The 17308-nt window shown below is 70.7% G+C and carries 19 protein-coding genes; 11 read left to right on the top strand and 8 right to left on the bottom strand.

Features of this window, described 5'->3' with window-relative positions:
- On the top strand, positions 1-394 hold a 394-nt coding region (locus FRCN3DRAFT_RS56310), incomplete at its 5' end, for a hypothetical protein (protein WP_007517763.1).
- A gap of 80 nt (positions 395-474) precedes the next feature.
- Here the strand turns inward: FRCN3DRAFT_RS56310 and FRCN3DRAFT_RS0218920 are convergent.
- The 4 genes from FRCN3DRAFT_RS0218920 to FRCN3DRAFT_RS54170 all read right to left on the bottom strand — a co-directional run bounded on the left by FRCN3DRAFT_RS0218920 (position 475) and on the right by FRCN3DRAFT_RS54170 (position 4124).
- Complete coding sequence (locus tag FRCN3DRAFT_RS0218920) at positions 475-1620, bottom strand: amidohydrolase family protein (protein ID WP_007517766.1); 1146 nt, start codon at positions 1618-1620, stop codon at positions 475-477.
- A 220-nt stretch (positions 1621-1840) separates the two neighbouring features.
- Positions 1841-3355 (bottom strand): hypothetical protein, encoded by a 1515-nt coding sequence (locus FRCN3DRAFT_RS0218915; RefSeq protein ID WP_007517767.1) that lies wholly within the window; start codon positions 3353-3355, stop codon positions 1841-1843.
- On the bottom strand, positions 3352-3840 hold the full coding sequence (locus FRCN3DRAFT_RS45180; RefSeq protein ID WP_007517769.1) for an RNA polymerase sigma factor: 489 nt from the start codon (positions 3838-3840) through the stop codon (positions 3352-3354). Before FRCN3DRAFT_RS45180 ends, FRCN3DRAFT_RS0218915 begins: the two co-directional genes overlap by 4 nt.
- 104 nt (positions 3841-3944) lie before the next feature.
- Positions 3945-4124, bottom strand: a complete 180-nt coding sequence (locus tag FRCN3DRAFT_RS54170; RefSeq protein WP_157845233.1) for a hypothetical protein — start codon at positions 4122-4124, stop codon at positions 3945-3947.
- 208 nt (positions 4125-4332) lie between these two features.
- Between FRCN3DRAFT_RS54170 and FRCN3DRAFT_RS0218900 the strand changes: the two genes are divergently transcribed.
- The 4 genes from FRCN3DRAFT_RS0218900 to FRCN3DRAFT_RS0218885 all read left to right on the top strand — a co-directional run bounded on the left by FRCN3DRAFT_RS0218900 (position 4333) and on the right by FRCN3DRAFT_RS0218885 (position 8759).
- A complete protein-coding gene (locus FRCN3DRAFT_RS0218900) occupies positions 4333-4812 on the top strand; it encodes a MarR family winged helix-turn-helix transcriptional regulator (RefSeq protein ID WP_007517772.1) in 480 nt (159 codons plus the stop codon).
- Between the two features lie 66 nt (positions 4813-4878).
- Positions 4879-5469: an isochorismatase family protein gene (locus FRCN3DRAFT_RS0218895; protein ID WP_007517774.1), complete on the top strand. Its 591-nt coding sequence runs from the start codon at positions 4879-4881 to the stop codon at positions 5467-5469.
- On the top strand, positions 5469-7346 hold the full coding sequence (locus tag FRCN3DRAFT_RS0218890) for an MFS transporter (RefSeq protein WP_007517776.1): 1878 nt from the start codon (positions 5469-5471) through the stop codon (positions 7344-7346). Before FRCN3DRAFT_RS0218895 ends, FRCN3DRAFT_RS0218890 begins: the two co-directional genes overlap by 1 nt.
- A 555-nt stretch (positions 7347-7901) precedes the next feature.
- Positions 7902-8759: a hypothetical protein gene (locus FRCN3DRAFT_RS0218885; protein WP_131803524.1), complete on the top strand. Its 858-nt coding sequence runs from the start codon at positions 7902-7904 to the stop codon at positions 8757-8759.
- Positions 8760-8952: 193 nt separating this feature from the next.
- Here the strand turns inward: FRCN3DRAFT_RS0218885 and FRCN3DRAFT_RS0218880 are convergent, their stop codons facing one another.
- Positions 8953-9417: a transcriptional regulator gene (locus FRCN3DRAFT_RS0218880; protein ID WP_232794077.1), complete on the bottom strand. Its 465-nt coding sequence runs from the start codon at positions 9415-9417 to the stop codon at positions 8953-8955.
- 397 nt (positions 9418-9814) lie between these two features.
- Between FRCN3DRAFT_RS0218880 and FRCN3DRAFT_RS0218875 the strand changes: the two genes are divergently transcribed.
- Positions 9815-10357, top strand: a complete 543-nt coding sequence (locus FRCN3DRAFT_RS0218875; protein WP_007517782.1) for a GNAT family N-acetyltransferase — start codon at positions 9815-9817, stop codon at positions 10355-10357.
- A 104-nt stretch (positions 10358-10461) separates the two neighbouring features.
- On the opposite strand, the gene FRCN3DRAFT_RS0218870 is transcribed toward FRCN3DRAFT_RS0218875, so the two are convergent.
- Positions 10462-11139, bottom strand: a complete 678-nt coding sequence (locus tag FRCN3DRAFT_RS0218870; RefSeq protein ID WP_007517784.1) for a uracil-DNA glycosylase — start codon at positions 11137-11139, stop codon at positions 10462-10464.
- Positions 11140-11259: 120 nt separating this feature from the next.
- Complete coding sequence (locus FRCN3DRAFT_RS0218865) at positions 11260-11889, bottom strand: hypothetical protein (protein WP_063630162.1); 630 nt, start codon at positions 11887-11889, stop codon at positions 11260-11262.
- A gap of 402 nt (positions 11890-12291) precedes the next feature.
- Here FRCN3DRAFT_RS0218865 and FRCN3DRAFT_RS0218860 point away from each other — a divergent pair, with 402 nt between their 5' ends.
- Positions 12292-12738 (top strand): nuclear transport factor 2 family protein, encoded by a 447-nt coding sequence (locus tag FRCN3DRAFT_RS0218860; protein WP_007517787.1) that lies wholly within the window; start codon positions 12292-12294, stop codon positions 12736-12738.
- A 35-nt stretch (positions 12739-12773) separates the two neighbouring features.
- Here FRCN3DRAFT_RS0218860 and FRCN3DRAFT_RS0218855 read toward each other — a convergent pair whose 3' ends face one another.
- Entirely contained in the window at positions 12774-13439 is a 666-nt protein-coding gene (locus FRCN3DRAFT_RS0218855; RefSeq protein WP_007517789.1) for a DUF4097 family beta strand repeat-containing protein, read from the bottom strand.
- Positions 13440-13676: 237 nt separating this feature from the next.
- Here FRCN3DRAFT_RS0218855 and FRCN3DRAFT_RS0218850 point away from each other — a divergent pair, with 237 nt between their 5' ends.
- The 4 genes from FRCN3DRAFT_RS0218850 to FRCN3DRAFT_RS0218835 all read left to right on the top strand — a co-directional run bounded on the left by FRCN3DRAFT_RS0218850 (position 13677) and on the right by FRCN3DRAFT_RS0218835 (position 17097).
- Positions 13677-14426 (top strand): helix-turn-helix domain-containing protein, encoded by a 750-nt coding sequence (locus FRCN3DRAFT_RS0218850; protein ID WP_007517791.1) that lies wholly within the window; start codon positions 13677-13679, stop codon positions 14424-14426.
- A 90-nt stretch (positions 14427-14516) separates the two neighbouring features.
- On the top strand, positions 14517-15284 hold the full coding sequence (locus tag FRCN3DRAFT_RS0218845) for a VOC family protein (RefSeq protein WP_007517793.1): 768 nt from the start codon (positions 14517-14519) through the stop codon (positions 15282-15284).
- A gap of 181 nt (positions 15285-15465) precedes the next feature.
- Complete coding sequence (locus FRCN3DRAFT_RS0218840; RefSeq protein WP_007517795.1) at positions 15466-16386, top strand: RNA polymerase sigma-70 factor; 921 nt, start codon at positions 15466-15468, stop codon at positions 16384-16386.
- A 129-nt stretch (positions 16387-16515) separates the two neighbouring features.
- The gene (locus FRCN3DRAFT_RS0218835; RefSeq protein WP_007517797.1) at positions 16516-17097 is read left to right on the top strand and encodes an NADPH-dependent FMN reductase; all 582 of its coding nucleotides are present in this window, start codon (positions 16516-16518) and stop codon (positions 17095-17097) included.
- The last annotated feature ends 211 nt before the right edge of the window (positions 17098-17308 follow it).

Genomic DNA, 17308 nt, shown 5'->3' with positions numbered 1-17308 from the left:
GACCGAGGCCGACCGGGCCCGCCGGCGGGCGGTCGTCGACGCCTTCTTCGCCGCCGCCCGCGGCGGCGACTTCGAGGGGCTGCTCGCCGTGCTCGACCCCGACGTCGTGCTGCGCATCGACCTCGGCGCCGAGGTGCCGCCCGCGCTCGCGGCCGCCGCCGGCGTACGCCGCGGCGCCCGCCAGGTCGCGGGAAGCGCCCTGATGTTCGCCAACCCGGCGGCCGCCCTGCGCCCGGTGCTGGTCAACGGCGTGGCCGGGGTCGTCGCCACCGTCGGTGGCCAGCCGACGGCCGTCATGGCGTTCACCGTCGTCGGCGACCGCATCATCGAGATCGACGCCTGGTCCGGCCCGGACCGCCTGCGCCACCTGGACCTCGCTGCCCTGGACGGCTGAGCGGCCCGGACGCGCCGCAGGGGATCACCCGCCGACGCCCGTCGGCGGGTGATCCCCTGCGATCCGGGGCGAGGAGGGTGTCAGCTCGCCATGCGGCGGGCCAGCGCGGGCAGGAGCCGTTGCGCGTTCTCGCGGTTGACGCGGCGGCGAGTGGCCTGGTCGAGGAACGGGTCGGTGTCGACCGCCCGCGCGTTCAGCCTGGCCCCGTCGGCGGTCGCGGCCGGCCAGTCTGATCCGAAGAGGATCCGGTCGCCGCCGGCGCCGGCGAGCAGCGACGGCGTGGCGTGCGGCGAGGTCGGCATCGCGGTGTCGTAGAAGAACCGTTTGACGCTGCGTACGGCCGTGGCCTCGTCGACGCCGGCGCCCAGATAGGTGCCGAGCTGCAGCCGGCCTGCCATGTAGGGGAAGAATCCGCCGCCGTGGGGGAGGATCAGCTTCAGGTCCGGAAAGCGGGTAAGGGTGCCGTTGAGCACCATCTTTACGGCTGCGCGGGTCGTGTCGGTCAGGAAATCCACGAGGAACTCGGCGACGGGTGCGCCTCCGCATCCAGCCAGGTTGAACGGATGGGTGAACACCACGGCCTTGCGCCGGTTCAGTTCGGCGAGGACCGGGTCGAACGACGGGTCCCCGAGGTAGAGGCCCGCGGAGTGCAGGTTCACCGCGACGCCGTCGGCCTTCAGCGTGTCCAGCGCATATGCGGCGGCTTCCAGAGCGACGTCGACCTGGTTCAACGGCAGGAACCCGAAGAAGCCGAACCTCTTCGGATGGCCGCGGACGACCTCGGCCAGGGACTCGTTCCCGACCTTGGTCATCTCCCGGATTTGGTCCGCGGTCAAACCGGCCAGGAACTCCGAGGGAACGGGGCCGGACAGCACCCCGGCGGCGATCCCGGTCTCGTCCATGATCTGCAGGGTGCTGTCGAGGTCCCACTGCGCCCAGGGCGGTCCGCCGGACGGGGGCAGGAGCCCGTGGTCGATCAGCCACTGGCGGCCGGCGGGCGTCATGGCGTGCTGGTGTACGTCGATGCGGCCGGCGGAATTGGACGCACCGGACGCACTGGACGCCGTGGTGCTGGCGCTGGCGCTGGCGGTCTGAAGGGCCGACGGTGCCAGCGCGGCCGCCCCCAGGGCGGCGGCACCGAGGACGGCGGTCCGTCGGTTTGGTCTCGGCGAAACAACCAGGTGGTCGGGCACCTGGTCTTCGCCGACGTCGTTCGCGTGGCGCACAAAAACTCCTCTGCGGACGGACCGGGGAATTCGCGTCGTGCGTGACCGCGTTCGCTGTGGTGCTCGGCCGATGGCAGATCGACCCGGCGCGCCGGGGGATGCGGCGTACCAGTTGCACAATCAATCAATGGTGCCGAGAGGGGTACTGGGGCGCTGTTGGCAGTAACGAGGCACGGCCGAGAGCACGCAGTCGGGCAGTCACCTGATCGCAGGCAGAAGGTTACTGCTCATCAGTATTGAGTGTCACCATTTCTGTGAATCCGCTCCGGATGATTTGTCTTTTATCGGTGGAACCTGGGCGAAACAGGCCCAGTGCGTCCACCGGCCGGCCGCCGCGCACTGCCCGGAGATCGGTCCTCTCGCAGTGGCGAGCCGCCTGGCGGAGCAGGCGGGTCTGGCCGAGGTGGGTGGCCGTGTCACGGCTCATGGGGTGCGCCGCGCCGTGTCGTCCGGCCTGGACGAGCAGGATCCGACCGAGGACGTCGATCGCGCTGTCGAGAACGCGATCGTTGCCTGGCTCCGCCCGCACACGGGCCAGGTGGAGATACTTCAGGGTTTCCAGGGTGTCCGGGTGACGGTCTCCCAGGACCAGCGCACGGTGATCGTGCAGCACCTGCAGGAGCGTGACCGCCTGCGGACCGTGCCCGGCGAGGACGAGCATCTTCCCCTTTGAGTGCCGGGCGTCGAGGGCATCGGGGTGGTCTTCGCCCAGCTCGTGTGACCGGTTGATGATGACGCCGTCATACCCACCGGCTGACTCACGGGCCAGCCCCTGCCGTCCCAGCAGCCAGGCGTGCCTGCAGTGCAGATGCCAGAGGTCCGGGGCGTTGGCGCCCTGCCGCTGGATCTCGCGGGCCTGCAGGGCACGAAATCCCGTGTCGGCCTCTCGCAACCGGCCGCCGCCGACCAGCGTCCAGAGCAGGAGCAGAGCCGTCCTCGAATCCTCCTGGCCGAACACCCGCCGTTCGTCCTCGCTCAGCCGACGCAGCAGTGACCAGGCCCGCCGATGGTGGCCGAGCTCGGACCAGGCCCCGGCCCGGGCACGCCGCAGCTCGAAGGCGGCGGGATGGTGGGAACCGAGGGACACCAGATGCGGGGCGGCGGCCTCGATCAGACGCAGCGCGCCACGTTCGTCCCGGGCCGCCACCAGTGCCTCCGACACCGTGGCGACCCTAGTGAGGACCGTCGCGGACGCTTCCTCGTCGAACGTCCCGGCCGGGCAGCGAGCGAGCAGGTCCCGCAGCCGCGCGATGACGACGCCGGGCTCCTCCCGACCCCCGCGGTCCATCATCCGCAGGTCGCAGGGGGAAGCCACCAGCGATCCGGAGGCGCTCAGAACGCTGTCCGCGGCTCGATGGATTCCGCGGCCCTGGACCGTCGCCGGTCCGGCGGGCCACCGACGTGGGGTGTCGACGTCGGCGGCTCCCACGGTCGGGGAGGACCCGTCGGGCGCGGGACCTGCGCCTGGCCGCGCGGCGGCGTCGTCGGCCGCGGGCAGGCGGACGCCCCGCGAGGCGGGAGGCGCCGTGGGCGAGGCGACCAGGTCACCGGTCGGCGGGCTGGGACGCCCGACGGCCGGGTCCCGGTCGTCGGGCGAGGAAGCGGGCCCCACGGCCGAGGAAAGGATCGCCGCCAGCCCGGCCTCGACGTCGAGTGCCGCGGTGAGTGCCTCGACGAGCGCGGCGTGCTCGTCGACCAGCCGGCGGTCAAGGCCGGGTTCGCGGTCACTGGTCATCGAGGGCCATCTCCTTCATCGGCGAGCTGGGACTTGAGGGAACGGCGGGCCTTGGCGAGCGCGGTCCGGACGGCTTCCGGGGTGATGCCGAGCTCGGCGGCGATCTCCGTGGGGGTGAAGCCGTCGAGCCACCAGGCCACCACCTGCCGCTGGCGAGGTGGCAGCCCGGTGACCAGGCCGAGCAGGTAGCGCTGGCCCATGACGGCGTCGATCTCTCCGGGACGGGGTGACAGCGGGGTGGGCTCGGGCAGGTCACCGACAGGTAGCTCGACCTGACTGGTTCGTCTCCAGCCATGGGCGTCATGTGCGGCGACCGTGCGGACATAGGCACGCGGATTGTCGACACGCTCCCAGCGGTCGAGCAGCGTGGTCATGGCCCGCTGGGAGATGTCCTCGACGTCGGCGGCTGGCACTCTCAGTGACCTCAGGAACGCCCACAGGCGGGGGAGTTCGGCTCGGTAGAACGCGCTGAACGCGGTCACCATCGCTGGGTCGTACCGTCCGCAACCGGGGCTGGATGGCGGACCTGCAGGTATGGCGGGGATGGCGACGTCCCTCGGGGCAGGGCGTTCGGTCACCACGACGGCTCTCAGTCATCCTGGGCCGGTGCCACGATCACGACGATGGCGGCGGACCGGACGAGACCGGCCACCATCTGTCTGTGTTCACGGTCCCGGCGTGTTTGCGCGCGCAGGCGCAGCGAGATCTCCATCAGCGTCAGCACTGGCCCGACAGCCACGGAGCAGACCGTCACCATCGCCATGTCCACCTTCGTCTCCCTTCGGAGCCGGGCACGTCGCCCGTCACTACCTAGAGCCTGGGAGGCGGGCTGGCGTGACCTCGTCGCCCCCTTCCTTCTGGTGCGGTCGGTGGCCACGGTGACGGGTGGACTGCCCTGGACCGATGGCGAACTAGGCAGTTCAGACTGCACAGGCTGAGCTTGACAGTCTGAACTGACGGTAATTACGGTCGTGGCCATGGCCGGGACGCGTGCGGACGACGCTGGCAGCGGGGGCGGGGAGGTCCTGGCCGAGTCCGCGGTCGCGGCGGCGCGGGACCTACGGGTGGTGTTCAGCCGGCTGCGCCGCCGGATGCGGGAGGTCGCCGACACCGACGGGGAGCTGAGCCCATCGCAGACCTCGGTGCTCACCCGGCTCGCCAAGGAGGGTGCCTGGACAGCGAGCGGGCTCGCGATTGCCGAACGGGTCCGGCCGCAGTCGATGGCCGCCACGATCGCCGCACTCGACACGCACAAACTGATCCGCCGTGACCCGGACCCAACCGACGGCCGCCGCCAGCTCATCACCCTGACCGACGCTGGCCGCCGCCGCGCCGAGGGCGACAAGGCAGCCCGGGTGGAGTGGCTGACGCGCGCGATGCACGACCACTACACCGAGGCCGAGCGGCAGACGCTCCTTGAGGCGATGACTCTTCTCGACCGGCTCACCCATCTGTGAGCACCAGCCAGGATCCCGCCCCGGACAGCCGCGCCGCCGTTCGCGGCCCTACGAGAAAGGGAGTCCATGACCGCCACCGCGCTGGACCCGAAGACCGCGCTCGTCGTCATTGACCTGCAGAAGGGCGTCGTCGGCAGGCCCACCGTCCCGCAGGCAGCGAGCGAGGTCGTCACCCGGACAGGGGCACTCGCCGACGCGTTCCGCGCCGCCGGCCTGCCGGTGGTGCTCGTACGCGTCTCGTTCGCCGCCGACGGGGCGGACACACCACCGGGCCGCACCGACGCCGGGCGCGGCATGGCGGCGATGCCCCGGCCCGCGGGGTGGGACGAGATCGTCGACGAGCTCGCCGGCCACCCGGAGGACCTCGTCGTCACCAAGCGCAACTGGGGGGCGTTCCACGGCACCGACCTGGACGTCATCCTGCGCCGCCGCGGCGTCACCCAGATCGTGCTCACCGGCGTCGCGACGAGCATTGGCGTCGAGTCCACCGCCCGCGCCGCCCACGAGCACGGCTACCACGTCACACTGGCCACCGACGCGATGGCGGACATGTCCGTCGAGTCCCACCGGCACAGCCTCCAGGTGATCTTCCCCCGCCTCGGCGAGACCGCCACCACCGCCGAGATCCTGGAGCTGCTCGCCAAGACGCACGCCTGATGGGGGCGCCACCCGCGGCCGACCCGGCCGCCGTCCCACCGATCCCGCCCACCGCGACCGCTCCCGCCCGGCCGGTGCCCGACCCCTACCGGTGGACGGCGCTGACGAACACCACGGCGGCCGTGTTCATGTCGGCGCTCGACGGCTCGATCGTGCTGATCGCGCTGCCGGCGATCTTCCGGGGCGTGCACCTGGACCCATTAGCCCCAGGCAACATCGCCTTCCTGCTATGGATGATCATGGGCTACCGGCTGGTGCAGGCCGTTCTCGTGGTCACCGTCGGCCGCCTCGGCGACATGTTCGGCCGCGTCCGGCTCTACAACGCCGGGTTCGCGGTGTTCACCGTCGCCTCCGTGCTCCTGTCGTTCGACCCGTTCGACAAGGCGCACGGGGCGACCTGGCTGATCGGCTGGCGGTTGTTACAGGCCGTCGGCGGGTCGATGCTGACGGCGAACTCGGCGGCGATCCTCACGGACGCCTTCCCCGCGGAGCAGCGCGGCTTCGCGCTCGGCATCAACCAGGTCGCGGCGCTCGCCGGCCAGTTCGTCGGCCTCGTCGCCGGCGGCCTGCTCGCCGCCTGGGACTGGCGGGCCGTCTTCTGGGTCAACGTCCCCGTCGGCATCTTCGGCACGATCTGGGCCTACGCCCGGCTGCGGGAGACCACGGAACGTGGCGGCGGCCGGATCGACTGGTGGGGCAACCTCACCTTCGGCGTCGGCCTGTCCGCGGTGCTCGTCGCCGTGACCTACGGCCTGCAGCCCTACGCCGGCCACACCATGGGCTGGACCCGGCCGCTGGTGATCGCCCTGCTCGTCGGCGGGGTCGCCCTGCTGCTGGCGTTCGTCGCCGTCGAGAACCGGATCAAGGCCCCGATGCTGCGCCCGGAGCTGTTTCGCAACCGGGCCTTCACCATGGGCAACATCGCCGGGCTGTGCGTGTCGATCGGCCGTGGCGGGATGCAGTTCATCCTGATCATCTGGCTGCAGGGCGTCTGGCTGCCGCTGCACGGCTACGACTACGAGGACACCCCCCTGTGGGCCGGCGTCTTCCTGCTGCCGCTCACGTTCGGGTTCCTCGTCGCCGGGCCGATCAGCGGCTACCTGTCCGACCGGCTGGGCTCCCGGGGCATCGCCAGCTCCGGGGCGGTGCTGTTCGGCGCCACGTTCGTCGGCCTCATGCTGCTGCCGGTCGACTTCGGCTACGTGCCGTTCGCGCTGCTGATCACGGTGAACGGGATCGCCAGCGGCATGTTCGCCTCCCCGAACTCCTCGTCGATCATGGGGAGTGTGCCGGCGCCGCAGCGGGGCGTGGCGTCGGGGATGCGCGCGACGTTCCAGAACACGGGGACGGCGCTGTCGATCGGGGTCTTCTTCTCCCTCATGGTCGCCGGGCTCGCGGGCAGCCTCCCGCGGGCCCTGTCCACGGGGCTCACCCAGCAGGGCGTGCCGGCGGACGTGGCCACCCAGGTCGGGCACCTGCCACCCGTCGCGTCGCTGTTCGCCGCGCAGCTGGGGTTCAACCCGGTCGAGCACCTGCTCCCGGCCGGCACGCTCGCGCAGCTCACCCCGCGACAGCGGCAGGCGCTCACCGGCCACGAGTTCTTCCCCAGCCTGATCTCCGGCCCGTTTCACCAGGGCCTGGTCGTGGTGTTCGCCGTCGCCGCGGTCCTCGCCCTGGTCGCCGCCACCGCCTCCGCGCTGCGCGGCGGCCGCCCGGCGGCCGTCCCCGCTCTCCCGGCCGGGCCGGCTGGCCCGGCCGGGGCGCGGGAGCCGGGCCAGCCGGAGACCTGTGTCGAGCCGGACGGCACGGTGGGGACCCCCATACGTTCAGACAGCGAAGCGTCGGCCAGGGCACCCGACCGTCGATCTATCGACTGAACGTAGCAGCAACGCTACCGTGAGTGCCGTTCGCTCGTGGTCGGTCTCGCATGCGGCGACTCCGGCGACCTCGCTCTCCAGACACAGGCAGGTGCCCGGATGCCGCCGTACACGATGACCGGAGCAAACCCACCCACCCTCGGCCTCTCGGCCGTGGTCCTCGGGCTGGCGGCCGTTCTTCTCGTCGGGTGCGGATCGTCAGATGAGACCGGGCCGGAGAGAGGCCCCGACCCGAAGGTGTCCGCGTCCGGCGGAACGCCAACGCCGACTCGAGGTGGCAACCCGCCTGCCAGCGCCACCGGGGCCAGCCAGGCACCCGCGCCGGCGAGAGCGCCCGGGCCCGAGGGAGGGGCCGGAGAGAGCGGCGACGTCCAGCCGCCCTTGCCAAAGGGCTCAATGACGCAGACAGGACGAACCTCGTTGGATCCTTTTCCCACGCAGACGCAGTCCACGTCGACCGCCCCTGGCCCCGTTGGCTCTTCCTCAGTGGGCTGACCGCTGGTGACGGGCCCGGGCACGCCGCCCGCCTCCAACACGCGGGACATCGGCGCGGTCGTGGAACTGGCAGCGAAGGTCCTCACGCCGGTCTCGGTAGCAGCGGCACTGCTGACCTACTTCGGCTACGTGCGGACGACCACCGTGTACAGCTACTTCGGTGTCGACGTCGGGACGCTGGGGTTCGGAACCTTCGACTATGTCCAACGCAGCCCTTCGGTGGTCTTCCGACCGGCGGCGCTGTTCCTGCTGGGCGCGCTCGGCTGGTACTGGCTCTACCGGGGCATGGACATCCTGGCCGGACGCCCGGACGCCGCCCGCTACCTGCGCTACGTTTGCGCCGTCACGCCGCTGCTGATCGCGGCAGGCGTGACGGCCGCGGGCTTCGGGGCACTGGCCGCCTTCGTCTCACCGCTGCCGGAGCAGACCCGGCTGCCGCTGAAACAGCTGCTACCGCCGCTGGCACTGGGTATCGGCGTCCTCCTGACGACCTTCGGTATCCACTTGCGGCACCGATGGATCGCGACTCCGGCCACCTTCCGCCAGGCCGACACCGTCCAACGAGGTGCGGCGGTCGGCGTGCTGATCCTCGCGGCGTTCTGGGCGATGGGCAGTTACGGCGCCCTGCAGGGCGAGGCGATCGCCGAAAGGATGACCCAGCACCTGTCCAACCAGACGACGGGGGTGGTCGTCTACAGCCGCGACCGGCTCTATCTGTCGGGCTACGGCACCCGGATGGACCTGCTGGACCAGCCGGAGTCGGCCTACCGCTTCCGATATTCCGGGCTGCGGCTGTTGGTGCGAACGTCCAAGAGCTACGTGCTGCTACCCATGGGGTGGTTTCGTACCAGCGGCGCACCGGTGTTCGTCATCCCTGAGAACTCCGGGATCCGCGTCGACTACCAGGCCCTGACGTAAGTCCTGGGATTCGGCCGTGCGGAAGGACTGTCCGCACCGCTCGTGGCGGCGCGGGTCACCCAAGCCACGCGCCTCGCGACGACGCGCAACCGCAGCGGGCGATACGCGGCGGCCACGTCCTTCGCCGTACCTGAACAGGTCGGCGCCGAGCGGGTGCGCGGTGCCCCCGCGCCGCGCACCCGGCCGGACGGGATCAGAGCACGGAGACCTTCGCGCCCTGCCGGCCCAGCTGCGCGCTCGCCGCCGCCCGCGGCTTCTCGCCCCGGCGGAACGTGACCGCCACGGTGTTGCCCGCGGCCGTCGAGCCCTGGGCCCCCACGACGACCCGCACGGTGCCGAGCCGCGCCGGCCGGTTCGCGTTCGCCGAGGTCAACGCTGAGATGTCGAGCGTCGTCCCGGCTGGCACCGTCACCGTCACGTGGGTCACCGCGTCCGTCCTCAGTGGGAAGACGCCGACGACGGTGCCGGCCGTGACGTCGCGGACCAACACGGCCCGCGCTCCCGCCGGCAGCGAGGCCGGCGTGATGGCGATGTCCACGCGCACCTGCTGACGGGCCGGGCTCGCCGACACCACCGCCGGCCGCGCCGCCGGCGACGCGGTGGCGGCGCTGGCGGGCAGCGCCGCCACGCCGACGACCGCCGCCCCGGCCAGCGTCACGGAAATGGTGCGACGAACATTCCTGGAAATACGCACAGGGCTTCCTCTCGGCATGCAAATTGATAATTCACGCCCGGCCTTCCGGACTCCCTTCAGCGGCCGGGCCGAAACGTTCTTCCTCTGCGTTTCCCCAGCTCAGCCGCCTGGCCGTCAGGCTAGTTCCGCTCCCTGTGCCGAAGCCGTGGGAATCCTGTGCACGCATGAGAGAACCCTGTGGAGGGCCTGTATCGCATTTTCCGCGCCGCCACGCGTGACCTGCCAGGCACGGGACGGCGTGGGTCTGACAGGATGGCCGCACAGCGAGGACATACCAACAGGCGGATCTCGCCGGCCGGTCGTCACCGGCCATGGCCGGCAGCTGTACGTACGTGACGTCATCGCATCGGAGCGGTCCACGATGATCACCTGGCGGCGGCTCGACGAGTCCGACTTCGCGTTGCTGCGGGGATGGCTGGAGCGACCACATGTCGCCCGGTGGTGGAACCACGAGACCACGGCCGCCGCGGTCCAACGCGACTTCGGGCCCGCGGCCCGCGGCGAGGAGCCGTCGGAGGACTTCCTCGCCCTGCTGGACGAGCGGCCCATCGGGCTGATGCAACGGTGCCGCATCGCGGACTACCCGGAGGATCACGACCAGCTGGCACCCATCGTCGACGTTCCTGCGGGCGCCATCGGCATCGACTATCTGATCGGTGAACCCGACCAGATAGGGCGTGGCCTGGGCCCCGACATGATCACATCGATGATCCTCAGAATCTGGTCGGACTTCCCCGAGGCCACCTGCGTCATGGTGTCGGTGGTGGCGGCGAACCGGGCGTCATGGCGGGCGCTGGAGAAAGCCGGGCTGCGGCGGGTCGGGCAGGGAGCCATCGCACCGGACAACCCCATCGACGACCCACTGCACTACGTCTACCGCATAGACCGGCCCTCGACGCCCTGATCGAACATCACGGCCTGGCTCGAACACCGGCATCCCCGCCCAGACCCCCGCTCACGCCGACTGCCGGGGGCCGTCGGGTCAGCCTGTCGGCTCGGCCGCTCGGTCTACGGGAGTCGCCAGTCGACGGATTGGGCCCCCTGACGGAGCAGGAGGTCGTTGGCGCGGCTGAACGGCCGGGAGCCGAAGAAGCCGCGGTCCGCGGAGCGGGGTGACGGGTGGGCGGACTCGATCGTCGGGGTGTCGGCCAGAAAGGGCCGCAGGCCGCGCGCGTCGGCGCCCCACAGGATCGCGACCAGCGGCTTGCCCCGGCCGGCCAGGGCGCGGATCGCCTGCTCGGTGACCTCCTCCCAGCCCTTGCCCCGGTGCGAGCCGGGCTGGCGCGGCGCCGTCGTCAACGCCCTGTTCAGCAGCAGCACGCCCTGCCGGGTCCACGGCGTGAGGTCACCGTTCGAGGGCGCCGGCACGTCGAGGTCGGCACGCAGCTCCTGGAAGATGTTCTCCAGGCTGCCCGGAAGCCGGCGCACCTCGGGTGCGACCGCGAAGCTGTACCCGATCGCCATTCCCGGGGTCGGGTACGGATCCTGCCCGACGATGAGTACCCGGACGTCGTCGAAGGGCTGCTGGAAGGCCCGCAGGACGTTCTGTCCGGCCGGGAGGTAGCTACGCCCCGCCGCGATCTCCGCGCGCAGGAAGTCACCCATGGCCGCGATCCGTTCGGACACCGGTTCCAAAGCCTGTGCCCAGCCTGGCTCGACAAGTTCCCGCAGCGGTTGCGCCGACATGGCTGATCACCCTACCGGCGCCGCCCGCGGCCCGAGGCGGTGGCCCGGTGGTATTTCCCTTCCTTCTGGAGGGGAATACCACCCCGAAGGGTCCCGCGGACGTCGTAGGTAGGCGAGAGGTCAGGGGCCGGTCTCGGGATTGACCGTGGGGGACGGGCTGCTGCTGGAGACGGGCTGTCCGAGCTTGGTCAGGGCGGTGCGGGCGAGGTCGATCAGGCCGGGACGGGCCGCGTCGGGAGTTTCGGAGGCGACGGTGACCGACAGGTCTCCGACCTTGCCGTCACCCAGCAGGACCGTCCACACGGAGGCGTAGGTGAGGCCGCCGACGCTGAGGGCGGTGCCGTACTTCGCCGCGTCCCCCAGGTCGGAGACCGGCTCCGTCGTGCTGGACTTGTACAGGCTGCCGGCGACCGAGGCGTCGAGCTCCTCACCGGCGGACCTGTTCTCGCCGGGCGAACGGACATCGACGGTCAGCAGCCCGACCGGAACCGCCCCGTCGGTGAACGCGCAGGTCAGCACGGTCCGGTCGGAGCCGGTCGGCGAACCGCCCATCGGGGTCAGCGTCACCGACCCACGGCCCGCGACCCGCTGCACCGACGCCGCGTCGACCAGGTCACAACCCGACGCCGGCATGGCGAACGGGCCCTCGCTCGTCGTCGTCGGTCCGCCGGGCGTCGCCGTCCCCGACGGGCTGGTTCCCGCGCCATCTGACGTGTCGCTGAGGGGGTCGCAGCCCGCGACCGCGAACACGGCACACAATGAGACCGCCGCTGCCGTTATCGTTCGGCTCCACATGTCGGCCCCTTCACCTGGGTCGATCTGACTGGTGTGCGCGGAAGCGCCACCCTGTCACCCGGGTTGCCCGATTCAGCGCTTCTATAACGCCTGTCCGTCAGGTGTCATGCGCGGGGAGCACCGGTCTCACCGGCCGTCGAAACCACCGGTGCCAGGACGACCAGTCGGTGACGGCCGAGGAGGACGGACTCCGGACACCCCTCCAGGCCTGGCGCCACGCCAGCCTCATGATCGCCGCAGGCGTGTCGTCGCGGTCGCGATCTGACCGGATTCGCGACCGCGACGACACGGTGCCGGCGATCTACCGTCGAGGCAAGTTCTTGACCGAGTGCAAATTCGTTCGTCAAGCTACGCACCATGACCAGAAGCAAGATGAGCCTCGAAGAGCGCGTGCAGTTGCTGGAGGACCGGGAGGAGATCCTGCAGAGCCTGATCGACTACGGCGAGCTGCTCGACACCCGTGACCTCGACGCCTGGGCCGAGCTCTGGGCCGAGGACGGCGAGTTCGAGATGAGCACGGGCCGGACCGCCCGCGGCCGAGCCGCGATCAAGGAGATGCTCGCCGCGGTGATGGCGAAGAACCCGCCGGCGGTGATCCACATGGAGATGAACCCCCGGATCACCATCGACGGCGACACCGCCAGCTCCACCATGCTCTACGGAGTCGGCCGCACCCAGGACGACGGGCTCACGCGGGTCGTCTGGTTCGGGCACCACTACAGCCGGCACGTACGCACGCCCGACGGCTGGAAGATCCAGCACCGCCACAACACCGTGGATCTGCCGGAGACCGGCCACCCCTGAGTCGGCGGCCAGGACGGTGCCGCCCGTCGCCCCTGCTAGAGGCTGCGGGCGGTGATGTCGCCGTGGGCGGTGGTGGCGCGGATGTCGAGCTCGGCGGTGCCGTTGTTCTTGAGGGTGTTGCTGGTGCGGCCGTGGCCGGTGCCGGCGTCCAGGGTGGCCGACACGCCGGCGGCGGCGGCGACCGAGATGTCGCCGGACTGGGTGCGGAGCACGACCGTGCCACGCACGGCCTCGGCGATCCGGATGCCGCCCCGCGTGGTGCTGATCTGCGCGGGGCCACCCAGCCGGCCGACCTCGACGTCGCCGTCGATCGCGGTGAGGCGGACGCTCGCGGCCTCGTCGATCTTGATGTGACGGTATGCGCCCTCGAAGGCGACGTCGCCGAGGCGGCCGACACCGCGCAGCTCGCAGCTGGCGGTCTTCGCCTCGACGCGGGAGCCGGCGGGCAGCTGGACGGTGACCTCCAGGGATCCAGGCGAGCCGAACAGCTGCTTCCCGGACTCAGGGGCGTGGATCCGCAGGACGCCGTCGGCGTAGGCGACGGTGGCCTGCTCGGCGGCCTGGACGTCGCGGCTCCTGGAGGGGTCGGCGGGCAGGACCTCGACGGTGGTGTCGGCGCGGTCGGCAGCGATGAGCTGGATGCGTCCGGCGGGGATGTCCAGGACGGCGGAGATCGGGGCGGGGGTGTCGAACTTCTGCATCGTGCTCTCCCGTGCTCGCTCGTGGTTTCTGACACCGCAAACGCTACGTTGCTTTCCGAGTATCGGCAACACGATCGTTGCATCAGATCTGCATTTCCGCAGGTAGATGGCAGTTAATCGTTGCAACTACCTTGTCGCAAACGCAACGACCGCTCGCCCGATCATTGCAATGGATGGGAAGTGAACGCTATGGTGGGGCGGTAGGGACCACCACGGGGGACCACCAGGGAGATCGCGATGCCGGGAGGCAGGCTCACCCAGCAGGAACGCCAGCGGATCGCGCTGGGGCTGGCCGACAGCCTCCCCTACGCCGAGATCGCCCGGCGCCTCGACCGCCCGACCTCGACGATCACGCGTGAGGTGCTGCGCAACGGCGGCCCCACCGCCTACCGCGCCGACCTGGCCCACCGCGCCACCGAACGCCGCGCCCAGCGGCGCGGGCCGGTCTCCACCCACGGGACGGAGTCGGCCCCTCAGCCGCACGGACGCGACGCCGGGGCCGTGGCCGAGTACGAGGAGACGCTCACCACCGTCCTCATGGCCTCGGGCCTGTCCAAGATGGCAGCCCGGGTGCTGACCTGCCTGTTCACCGTCGACGCGGGCAGCCTCACCGCGTCCCAGCTCGCCCAGCGCCTCCAGGTCAGCCCGGCGTCCATCTCCAAGGCGATCACCTTCCTGGAAAGCCAGAGCCTGGTACGCCGGGAGCGTGACGAACGCCGCCGCGACCGCTACATCGTCGACGACGAGCTCTTCTACCAGGCGACGATCGCCAGCGCCCGATCCAACGACCAGCTCGTCGAAACCGCACGCAAGGGCGTCGCCGTCCTCGGCCCCCACACCCCAGCCGCCGCCCGACTGGAGAACATCGCCCGCTTCCTCGACTTCATCAGCGAAAGCATCACCCGCGCCGCCGAACAGGCCCGTGAGGTCCTCCACACCAAACCCGAGACAACCACCGCCTCCACGCCTACCCAGGGCATTGGGTAATTCGGCGAGGTCCTCGACCTGCCCATTGTCGCCAGCTGAGCCAACGGCACGTGGTTCATCCCGTTCATCCGCTGTCATAGGGTTGGCGGCATGGCACTGCGACTTGTCCAGGTGAATTTCAAGGCTCGGGATGACGCGGCGCTCGGCCGGTTCTGGGCGGAGGCGCTCGGCTGGGGTGTTTCCAGCGAGGGACCCGGTGTTACCAACATTGAACCCGTGGGCTTTGCCTGGCCGGACCCTGTCGCGGTCTGCGTCGATGTCGTCACCGTCCCAGACCCCGAAACGGTGAAGTACCGCGCGCACATCGATCTCGCCACCACCTCCGTGGCCCATCAGACGGAGTTGATCGCGCGCCTGAAGGACCTCGGCGCGACGGCCGCCGACGTCGGCCAGGGCGACGTCCCATGGGCGGTCCTGGCCGACCCGGAGGGCAACGTGTTCTGCGTGCTGGAGCCTCGGGAGATCTACCGGGACACCGGGCCGATCGCCGCGGTGGTGGTCGACTGCGCGGATCCGCGCGCCATGGCCCGGTTCTGGGACGAGGCGCTGGACTGGACCCTGCACGAGGTGACCGACGATCACGCGCGCCTGCGCTCCACCGAGGGCGTCGGCCCGTATCTGGAGTTCCTCCGTACACCCGATACGGAGACCGTGAAGGGCCGCGTTCATCTCGACCTGCTGCCGTACCCCGGTGACGACCAAGCGGCGGAGGTGGCCCGGCTGAAGGCCCTCGGCGCGACGCCCGCCGACGTAGGCCAGGGTGACGTCCGATGGACGGTCCTGGCCGACCCGGAGGGCAATGAGTTCTGCGTCCTCTCCCTCGCCTCCCTCACCGACGTCAAGGATGCCAACGCCTGAGTCCACGCCGTCCACGCACACCGCGGCGATCTCCCCATCAAGCCAGAGATCAGCTCATGTCACAGGCAGCTGGGCTGTCTCGTCTCGGGCATCGGAGACGGACTTCGGGAGCGGGCAGGTGATGGACGTGCGGGTGTTCGGGGCAGGTGAAAGCGGGGTCCCGGGACGGCCAGGAGCTGGCATGACCAGGACCGAGGAGTTCGAGGAGCTACGGCCGCTGCTGTTCTCGATCTCCTACCGGATCACCGGCAGCGTCAGCGAGGCCGAGGACGCGGTCCAGGAGACCTGGCTGCGTTACGAGACCTCCCCGGCGCAGCCCACGTCGACCAAGGCGTTCCTCTCGGCCGTGGTGACCCGGATCTCGATCGACGTGCTGCGCTCGGCCCGCGTCCGGCGGGAGGAGTACGTCGGGCCGTGGTTCCCCGAGCCGCTGCTGACCGACCCCTACCAGGACCCCGAGCGCTCGGCGGAACTGGCCGACTCGGTGTCGATGGCGGCCCTGGTTCTCCTCGAACGGCTCAGCCCGCTCGAACGCGCGGTCTTCGTGCTGCGGGAGGTGTTCGCCTTCGGCTTCCCCGAGGTCGCGGCGGCCATCGAACGGTCGGAGGCGGCGTGCCGCCAGCTCGCCGTGCGGGCACGCCGCCACATGGACGCGGGCCGACCCCGCTTCGAGGCCGACCGGAAGGAACGCGAGGAACTCGCCGAACGGTTCTTCGACGCCTTCCGGGTAGGGGACGTCGACGGGCTGCGGAAACTCCTCGCCGCCGATGTGTTCATGATCGGTGACGGTGGTGGCAAGGCCCCGCAGTGGAAGCCCGGCTTCCATGGCGAGGCCGTGGCCCAGGTGCTCGCCATGCTTGCCCCACCGCTGCTGCGGATCGGCGGCGTCGTGGAGTCGCGTGAGGTGAACGGACAGCCGGGCGCGATCTTCCGTGACCGGGACGGCAAGGTCCTCAGCACCATGACGCTCGACATCCTCGACGGGCAGATCCAGACGATCCGTACGGTGATCAACCCCGACAAGCTCGGGCACGTGGGGCCCGTCGCGGATGCCTGGGCGGTCTTCCGCGAGGCGAGCCAGGCTCGTCCGCTCACAGACTGACCGCACGAGCCGACCGCGCCCCAGACCAAGCGGGCCGGGCGCGGCGGCCGGCGGCGACAACCTGCCGGGCCAACCAGGAACCAGGCAACGGCAGATTCAGCGCGCCCAAACGAAACAGGAGAAGCAGACATGATCAGGACTGGCATCATCATCGGCAGCACCCGCCCTGGTCGCAGCGGCGACAAGGTAGCCCGGTGGGTACGGGACCTGGCGGCCGAACACGCGGGCGACGCCGCGGACTTCGAGCTCGTGGACCTGAAGGACTACGAGCTGCCGCTGCTCGACGAGGCCATCCCGGCGCGCATGGCGCCGGGCCGGCAGCCGCACACCCGGCGATGGGCCGAGCGGATCGGCTCGTACGACGCCTACATCGTCGTCACGCCCGAGTACAACACCGCCCCACCCGCCGCCCTGACCAACGCCATCGACTACCTCTACGCCGAGTGGGGCGGCAAGGCCGTCGGCTATGTCGGCTACGGCATCTTCGGCGCGGTCATGGCGGTACAGAAGCTGCGCGCGCAGGCGGGCCAGCTGCGGATGGCGGACATCGGGCCGCAGGTGGCGCTGTCGCTGCGCGAGGACTTCGTGAACTTCGCCGACTTCCGGCCGCAGGAGCCGCAGGCAGCGCAGCTGCACGGCCTGGTCGACGAACTGCTGGCGTGGGCGCAGGCGCTCCGTCCACTGCGCACGGCTTCCCCGGCCGCTGCCTGAACGGCCGAAAGCCCAGCTCCCGCATCGTCCAAGCAGCTGTGGGAAAGGACTGGACGGGATGATGCTCGGGCTTGTAGCTTGCGACTGGCCGCGACACCGCCCGAGGAGGTGAGACCCATGAACGCTGTATCGATGTGGGTGCTCCCCCTTCCCGTCACGGTCGGGCGATTGACATAGGTGTCGCCGGGAGCGCCTCGCCAACAGGGCACTC

This window comes from Pseudofrankia saprophytica, assembly GCF_000235425.2.
GTDB lineage: Bacteria > Actinomycetota > Actinomycetes > Frankiales > Frankiaceae > Pseudofrankia > Pseudofrankia saprophytica.
This window is presented reverse-complemented; position numbering and strand designations above follow the sequence as displayed.

Bases quoted from the DNA above. Each gene is read 5' to 3' on its own strand.
- FRCN3DRAFT_RS45180 (WP_007517769.1), bottom strand. From the start codon at position 3,840: ATGGTGACCGCGTTCAGCGCGTTCTACCGAGCCGAACTCCCCCGCCTG.
- FRCN3DRAFT_RS0218840 (WP_007517795.1), top strand. From the start codon at position 15,466: ATGACCAGGACCGAGGAGTTCGAGGAGCTACGGCCGCTGCTGTTCTCG.
- FRCN3DRAFT_RS0218900 (WP_007517772.1), top strand. From the start codon at position 4,333: ATGGCCGGGACGCGTGCGGACGACGCTGGCAGCGGGGGCGGGGAGGTC.
- FRCN3DRAFT_RS0218860 (WP_007517787.1), top strand. From the start codon at position 12,292: ATGACCAGAAGCAAGATGAGCCTCGAAGAGCGCGTGCAGTTGCTGGAG.
- FRCN3DRAFT_RS0218850 (WP_007517791.1), top strand. From the start codon at position 13,677: ATGCCGGGAGGCAGGCTCACCCAGCAGGAACGCCAGCGGATCGCGCTG.
- FRCN3DRAFT_RS0218855 (WP_007517789.1), bottom strand. From the start codon at position 13,439: ATGCAGAAGTTCGACACCCCCGCCCCGATCTCCGCCGTCCTGGACATC.
- FRCN3DRAFT_RS0218875 (WP_007517782.1), top strand. From the start codon at position 9,815: ATGATCACCTGGCGGCGGCTCGACGAGTCCGACTTCGCGTTGCTGCGG.
- FRCN3DRAFT_RS0218845 (WP_007517793.1), top strand. From the start codon at position 14,517: ATGGCACTGCGACTTGTCCAGGTGAATTTCAAGGCTCGGGATGACGCG.
- FRCN3DRAFT_RS0218895 (WP_007517774.1), top strand. From the start codon at position 4,879: ATGACCGCCACCGCGCTGGACCCGAAGACCGCGCTCGTCGTCATTGAC.
- FRCN3DRAFT_RS0218915 (WP_007517767.1), bottom strand. From the start codon at position 3,355: ATGACCAGTGACCGCGAACCCGGCCTTGACCGCCGGCTGGTCGACGAG.
- FRCN3DRAFT_RS0218890 (WP_007517776.1), top strand. From the start codon at position 5,469: ATGGGGGCGCCACCCGCGGCCGACCCGGCCGCCGTCCCACCGATCCCG.
- FRCN3DRAFT_RS0218870 (WP_007517784.1), bottom strand. From the start codon at position 11,139: ATGTCGGCGCAACCGCTGCGGGAACTTGTCGAGCCAGGCTGGGCACAG.
- FRCN3DRAFT_RS0218835 (WP_007517797.1), top strand. From the start codon at position 16,516: ATGATCAGGACTGGCATCATCATCGGCAGCACCCGCCCTGGTCGCAGC.